At 74.3% G+C, this 6,541-nt stretch carries 6 protein-coding genes; 4 read left to right on the top strand and 2 right to left on the bottom strand.

From position 1 onward, the window contains the following. Window positions 1-101: 101 nt before the first annotated feature. The gene (locus ACZ4UX_RS25885; protein WP_465708416.1) at window positions 102-1,298 is read right to left on the bottom strand and encodes a GDSL-type esterase/lipase family protein; all 1,197 of its coding nucleotides are present in this window, start codon (window positions 1,296-1,298) and stop codon (window positions 102-104) included. Window positions 1,299-1,498: 200 nt separating this feature from the next. Then, a complete protein-coding gene (locus tag ACZ4UX_RS25880) occupies window positions 1,499-2,836 on the bottom strand; it encodes an aminotransferase class I/II-fold pyridoxal phosphate-dependent enzyme (RefSeq protein ID WP_329490890.1) in 1,338 nt (445 codons plus the stop codon). Window positions 2,837-2,870: 34 nt separating this feature from the next. Here ACZ4UX_RS25880 and ACZ4UX_RS25875 point away from each other — a divergent pair, with 34 nt between their 5' ends. The 4 genes from ACZ4UX_RS25875 (at window position 2,871) to ACZ4UX_RS25860 (ending at window position 6,527) form a co-directional block, all read left to right on the top strand. Then, a complete protein-coding gene (locus tag ACZ4UX_RS25875) occupies window positions 2,871-3,533 on the top strand; it encodes a pyridoxamine 5'-phosphate oxidase family protein (RefSeq protein ID WP_465708415.1) in 663 nt (220 codons plus the stop codon). 10 nt (window positions 3,534-3,543) lie between these two features. Then, window positions 3,544-4,167 (top strand): FMN-binding negative transcriptional regulator, encoded by a 624-nt coding sequence (locus ACZ4UX_RS25870; RefSeq protein ID WP_465708414.1) that lies wholly within the window; start codon window positions 3,544-3,546, stop codon window positions 4,165-4,167. Window positions 4,168-4,292: 125 nt separating this feature from the next. Further along, the gene (locus ACZ4UX_RS25865; protein ID WP_465708413.1) at window positions 4,293-5,705 is read left to right on the top strand and encodes a sugar porter family MFS transporter; all 1,413 of its coding nucleotides are present in this window, start codon (window positions 4,293-4,295) and stop codon (window positions 5,703-5,705) included. A gap of 120 nt (window positions 5,706-5,825) precedes the next feature. Then, complete coding sequence (locus tag ACZ4UX_RS25860; RefSeq protein WP_465708412.1) at window positions 5,826-6,527, top strand: dienelactone hydrolase family protein; 702 nt, start codon at window positions 5,826-5,828, stop codon at window positions 6,525-6,527. Window positions 6,528-6,541: the final 14 nt, after the last annotated feature.

The raw sequence follows: 6,541 nt of genomic DNA, 5'->3' as shown, positions 1-6,541 counted from the left end.
GTACCCCCGCCCCCCCCCCCCCCCCCCCCCCCCCCCCCCCCCCCCCCCCCCCCCCCCCCCCCCCCCCCCCCCCCCCCCCCCCCCCCCCCCCCCGCCGCGCGCTACCGCGCGGTGAGGTACATCCCGCTCGCGTCCTTGCCGGCCGTGTTGCGGCAGCCGTAGTTGCCGGTCGGCCGCGCGTACAGCAGGGTCAGGCACTGCCCGAGGGCCTGCTGGCCGTAGTAGTTCGGGTGCATCGACTCCTGGATCGTGCCCTGCGAGGCGCTGAGCCCGCCGTCGACGAACCGCGCCCACTCACTCGTGGTGGCGGACGGCGCGCTGCTCGAACTCGCCTGCTTGGTGGCCTTGGAGCAGACCTCGCGCCCCTGCAGCATGTCCGCCAGGTCCAGGAACTGCGCCCCCTTCGCGGCGGCCACCCCGGCCAGCGCCCGCGAGATCTGCGGCACCAGCGAGTCCCGGGCCCAGTCCGCGTCGCCGTTCCAGAACGGACAGCCGCCGGTGTCGGACCGGCTCCAGCCGCTCTCCGGGTAGCGCATCTCGGCGCCGCGCGGGATCGGCGAGGGGTAGGACTGCAGCACGACCCGGTAGTCCCCGGTCGCGTAGCCCGCACCGGCCATCACGGTCCGGATCTCGTCCAGCGCCTTGCCGACCCCCGCCATCGCGCCGGGCATCCGGGAGTCGACCTCGCCCTGCTGGTCATCGTGGCAGTAGGAGTACCAGACGAGGTAGTCCGTGACACAGCTCTGGATCACGTCGGCGAAGCCGAGGTCGTTCCCGCCGATCGAGAGCGTGATCAGCTTGACGTTGTACTGCCGTGCCACGGAGGCGAGCTGGTCGGCCTGCGGCGCCTCGCCCTTGAACGGCTGGCCGCCGTTCGCGGCCCGGAAGACGTTGGCGGCGACGGCCCCCGAGCAGGCCAGGTTCAGCTGGGTCTGGGTCACGGTCGGGGCGCTGCGCACCTCGGCGACGTCCGAGCGGTCGCACCCGCTGGCATACGTCGCGCCGTAGACCCCGCTCGGGTCGTAGGCGCTGCCGGTCCAGGCCCGGTCGGTACCGGACCGGCTTCCGCCGGTGACAACCGAGTTGCCCTTCCAGCGGCCGGCCTCGCCGGAGATGTAGCTGTCCCCCAGGGTGACGCTGGCGGTGGGCCCGGCCGGCACCGCGCCGGCGGCCGCGGCCGGTGCGGCGGCGCCGGCGACCAGGCCGGCCGCGCCGAGCGGCAGGGCGAGGGCGGCGGCGAGCAGCCGCCGGGTGAGGCGGGTGGTTCTGCGAGTGATGCTCGAACGGTTTTCGGGCACGGCGGAACTCCTGCGGTCGGTCTCGTCCGCACGGTGGGGGCGGGGAGACGCGGAGGTGAGGGTGGGCCGCCGGCCGGTGGCGCGATGAAGATGACATGCTCGCGCTTGTTACCGCTAGGTATCTGCACCAGGTTTCTCACTCTGTTACCGACCGGTTCAGATCGGTCGTGCACAGGATTCCCGGCCTGTTACCGACCGGTTCAGATCAGTCGCGAACCGGCACCGTCCGCCCCGAGCACGGCCGCCAGGTCGTCGGCCAGCCGCCGTGCCTCGGCCGGATCGAGCCGGGCGACGGTGATCCGCAGCCCCGGCGCGGACTGCAGGCGGAACCGCGCGCCCGGCGCCACGACCCAGCCGCGCTGCACCAGCGCGGCGAGCGCGCCGGTCTCGTCCGGGACGGGCACCCAGACGTTCAGCCCGCTCGCGCCGTGCGCCTCGATGCCACGGGCCGCCAGCTCCCCCAGCAGGGCGTCCCGGCGCGCCCGGTAGGCGGCGGCCACCCGCGCGGCCGGCGCCGCGTCGGTGCGCCACAGCTCGGCGACCGTGCCCTGCAGCAGATGGCTGACCCAGCCGGCCCCGAGCCGCTGACGGCCCTGCACCCGGCCGATGGTGTCGGCGTCCCCGACCGCGAAGGAGAGCCGCAGGTCCGGCCCGTAGGCCTTGGCCGCCGAGCGCACCACCACCCAGTGCTCGGAGCCGGCCCCGACCAGCGAGTGGAAGGGCTGGTCGACCATGCCGTGGCCGTGGTCGTCCTCGATCAGCAGCACCCCGGGATGGCCCGCCAGCACCGCCCGCAGCGCGGCCGCCCGGGCGGCGGTGACCACCGCGCCGGTCGGGTTCTGCGCGCGGCTGGTGACGACCACCGCGCGGGCCCCGGCCGCCAGCGCCTCGGCGAGCGCCTCCGGCAGCGGCCCCTCGTCGTCCAGCCGGACGGGAGCGGGCCGCAGTCCGAGGGCGGGCAGCAGGTCCATCAGGCTCCCCCACCCCGGGTCCTCGACGGCGACGGCGTCCCCGGGGCGCAGCCGGGTGGCGAGGATCCGCTCGATGGTGTCGAGCGAGCCGGAGTTGATGGCGATCGGCGCGTCGGGCAGGCCGTCGGCGCGGAAGCCCGCACCGGCGAGGGCCAGGAGCCCCGGATCGGCGGAGGGGCGCCCGTAGAGCACCGGGTCGCGGCGGGCGGCCTCGGCCGCGGCGGCGAGGGCCGGGGTGAGGTCGGGGAGCAGCGCCGGGTCGGGGTTGCCGTTGGAGAGGTCCCGGGCGTCCGGCGGGACGGGCACCCGGATCTGGTCGCGCGGGGTGAGCGCCGGCCGCGGGCGGATCCGGCTGCCCTTGCGGCCGGCGGTCTCGATCACCCCCCGGTCGCGGAGCAGCCGGTAGGCGGCGGCGACGGTGTTGGGGTTGACGCCGAGTTCGGCGGCCAGGTCGCGCAGCGGGGGCAGTGCGGTGCCGGGCGCGAGCCGCCCGCTGCTGACGCCCTGCTCGACGTCGGCCGCGATCTCGCTGGCGCGCCGTCCCTTGATCGGATAGTCTCCTAGCACAAAAGAGATTATGCACTAGTACATAGAGGTTGTCATGTCAGACGGCACCGCGTCCTACGCCCGTACCCCGCGCACCACCCCCACCCGCTACAAGGACCGCGCCACCTGGGAGCGGGACGCGATCCACGCGATCCTCGACAGCACCTACCTCTGCCACCTCGGCTTCGTCGTCGACGGCGCCCCCGTCGTGCTGCCGACCATCTTCGCCCGGGTCGGCGACCGCCTCTACGTCCACGGCTCCACCGGCAGCCGGCCGCTGCGCGGCGCCAAGGGCGACCAGGGCATGCCGGTCTGCGTCACCGTCACCCTGGTCGACGCCCTGGTGCTGACCAAGTCGGCGTTCAACCACTCGATCAACTTCCGCTCGGTGGTCGCCCACGGCACGGCCCACCAGGTCACCGACCCGGTGGAGCTGTCGGTCGCGCTGGACGCGCTGGTCGACCAGACCGTCCCCGGCCGCTCCGCCGAGGTCCGCCCGGCCAACGCCAAGGAACTGGCCGCCACCGCCGTCGTCCGGCTCGACCTCGACGAGGTCTCGGCCAAGATCCGCGCCGACGGCGCCGACGACGACGAGGCGGACCTCGACCTCCCGTACTGGGCCGGCCTCGTCCCGGTGACCACGGTGTACGGCGCCCCCGTGCCGGACGCCTCCACCGCCGTGCCGCTCCCCGCGCACCTGCGCGACTTCACCCGCTGAGGGGCGCCCCATGCTGATCAGGTCCTGGGACCGGGGTGACGAGGCCGAGTGGCGGGCCTGGCTCGCCCAGGGCCGCGACTTCGGCCTGCTCGCCGCCAACGGCCTGCCCGGCCAGGGGCCCGTCCTGGTCCCCACCCACTTCCTGCTGGACGCCGAGCGGGGCGAGATCCTGCTGCACCTCGCCGCGCCCAACCCGCTGTTCGCCGCCGTCCGGGCCGACCCCGAGGTCACCCTCGCGGTCACCGACGACTACGCCTTCGCCCCCGGCCACTGGCGCGGCGAGCCGGGCACGCCGACCAGCTACTACGCCTCCGTCCAGTTCGTCTGCACGGCCGAGATCATCGAGGACGCGGCCGGCAAGGCGGCGATCCTCAACCGGCAGCTGGCGCACTTCCAGCCGGAGACCCCGGACACCCGGGTGGCCCCGGGCGAGGCGCCCTTCGGCCCGCTGCTGTCAGGCCTGCGCGGGCTGCGGCTGACGGTCCGCACGGTGCGCGCCAAGTTCAAGTACGACGACAAGAAGGGCGCGGCGGAGCAGCGGGCCGTCGCCGACCGGCTGGCCGAACGCGACCGGGGCCTGGACGCCGCCGCCCGCACCCAGCTCCTCAGGCGTAACGCGCGGCGCACGGGGTAGCAGCGCTGACGCCAAGTCACCCGATCGGCTCGATTTCGGGCGAAGCCGGGACGCCGCTGATCGAATGTGTGACGAATCCTGCCCCCTCGGCTGTGCCGGCGGGCCCGTCCACCCGGGGAGCGCGCGTGTCCACAGCCACATCCCGTCCGGCCTCCGGTGAGGCGCATCTCGGACACGTCGTCTTCATCTCGGCGGCGGCCGCGATGGGCGGCTTCCTGTTCGGCTACGACAGCGCGGTGATCAACGGCGCGGTGACCGGCATCCAGAAGCACTTCGCGGTCGGCAACGGCGAGACCGCCTTCGTGGTGGCCATCGCCCTGCTCGGCTCGGCCGGCGGGGCGGTGACCGCCGGCCGGCTCGCCGACCAGTTCGGCCGGGTCCGCACCATGCTGCTGGCCGCCACGCTGTTCGCGATCAGCGGCATCGGCTCGATGTTCCCGCCGAGCATCCAGGTGCTGGCCACCTGGCGGGTGATCGGCGGCGTCGCGATCGGCATCGCCTCGGTGATCGCCCCGACCTACATCGCGGAGGTCGCGCCCACCGCCTACCGCGGCCGGCTGGCGTCCTTCCAGCAGATGGCGATCGTGCTCGGCATCACCGTCTCCCAGCTCGCCAACTGGGCCCTCAACCAGGCCGCCGGGGGCGACTCCACCGGTCACCTGGGCGGCATCCAGGCCTGGCAGTGGATGCTCGGCGTCGAGACCGTCCCGGCCCTCGTCTACGGGCTGATGGCGCTGGCCATCCCGGAGTCGCCGCGCTACCTGATCGCCGACCGCCGCGAGGCGCAGGCCCGCAAGGTGCTGCTGGAGGTGGAGGGCGAGGGGGTCGACCTCGACGCCCGGGTCACCGAGATCCGCTCGGTGCTGGAATCCGCCCACAAGCCCCGGGCCAGGGACCTGCTGGGCGGCCGCTTCGGGCTGCTGCCGATCGTCTGGATCGGCATCGGCGCCTCGGTGTTCCAGCAGTTCGTCGGCATCAACGTGATCTTCTACTACTCGTCCTTCCTCTGGCAGTCCGTCGGCATCAACGAGTCCAACTCGCTGCTGATCAGCCTCTCCACCTCGATCGTCAACGTGGTCGGCACGGTGGTCGCCATGGCCCTGGTCGACCGGATCGGCCGCAAGCCGCTCGCGCTGGCCGGGTCGGCCGGCATGGCGCTGGCGCTGGGCACCGCCGCCTGGGCGTTCTCCTTCCGGCACGGCACCGGCGACGCCGCCACCCTGGACGACACCTACGCCACCGTCGCGCTGGTCGCCGCGCACGTCTTCGTGTTCTGCTTCGCCTTCTCCTGGGGCGTGGTGGTCTGGGTCCTGCTCGGCGAGATGTTCCCCAACCGGATCCGGGCGCTCGCCCTGTCGGTCGCCGCCTCGGCCCAGTGGATCGCCAACTGGGCGATCACCGTCAGCTTCCCCGACCTCGCGGACTGGAACCTGTCGGCGACCTATGTCATCTACGCGGCCTTCGCGCTGCTCTCGATCCCCTTCGTGGCCTTCTGCATCAAGGAGACCAAGGGCCGGGCGCTGGAGGAGATGGGCTGATCCGCCGCGCCGCGCCGGCGCGGGGGGCCGGCGCCGACCACGCTCCCGGACGCCCCCTCGGCGCCGGCCCCCCAGCAGCCCTCGCCGCGCCGCGCGGCCCGTCCCCACCGAGAGGAAGCCATGCCTGAGCAGGGCGGCTCCCGGCAGAACGTCACCTTCCCGAGCAACGGGCGCGAGGCCCACGGCTATCTGGCCCGGCCCGAGCGGGGCGTCGGCCCCGGCCTGGTGGTGGTGCAGGAGTGGTGGGGGCTCACCTCCCACGTGGCCGCGATGGCGGACCGCTTCGCCGCCGAGGGGTTCACCGTCCTCGCCCCCGACCTGTTCGGCGGCGCGACCGCCCACGACAGTGCCGAGGCGGCCCGGCTGAAGCGCGAACTCCCGGTCGAGCGGGCGGTGGTGGACCTGCGCGGCGCGGTCGGGTACCTGCTCGGCCTGGACGGCGTGGTCGGCGACGCGGTCGGCGTGGTCGGGTTCTGCATGGGCGGCGGCTTCGCGCTGCTGCTGGCCGCCGCCGAGGGCGACCGGGTGGCCGCCGTGGTGCCGTTCTACGGGCTGCCACCCGATCCCGACTTCGACTACCGGGGCCTCACCGCCCACGTGCTGGGGCACTACGCCGAGCACGACCGGTCGATCCCGATGGCCGCCGTCGACGAGGCGGCGATCCGGATCGGCGAGGCGACCGACGTCCGGCCCGAGATCCACTTCTATCCGGCCGGGCACGCCTTCATGAACGACGAGAACCGCCCCGGCACCTACGACCCGCTCCAGGCCCGGACGGCCTGGCGGCGCACCCTCAGCTTCCTCCGGGGCCACCTCGGCTGAGCGCGCCCGCCAGT

This window comes from Kitasatospora sp. NPDC028961 (assembly GCF_055564815.1).
This window is presented reverse-complemented; position numbering and strand designations above follow the sequence as displayed.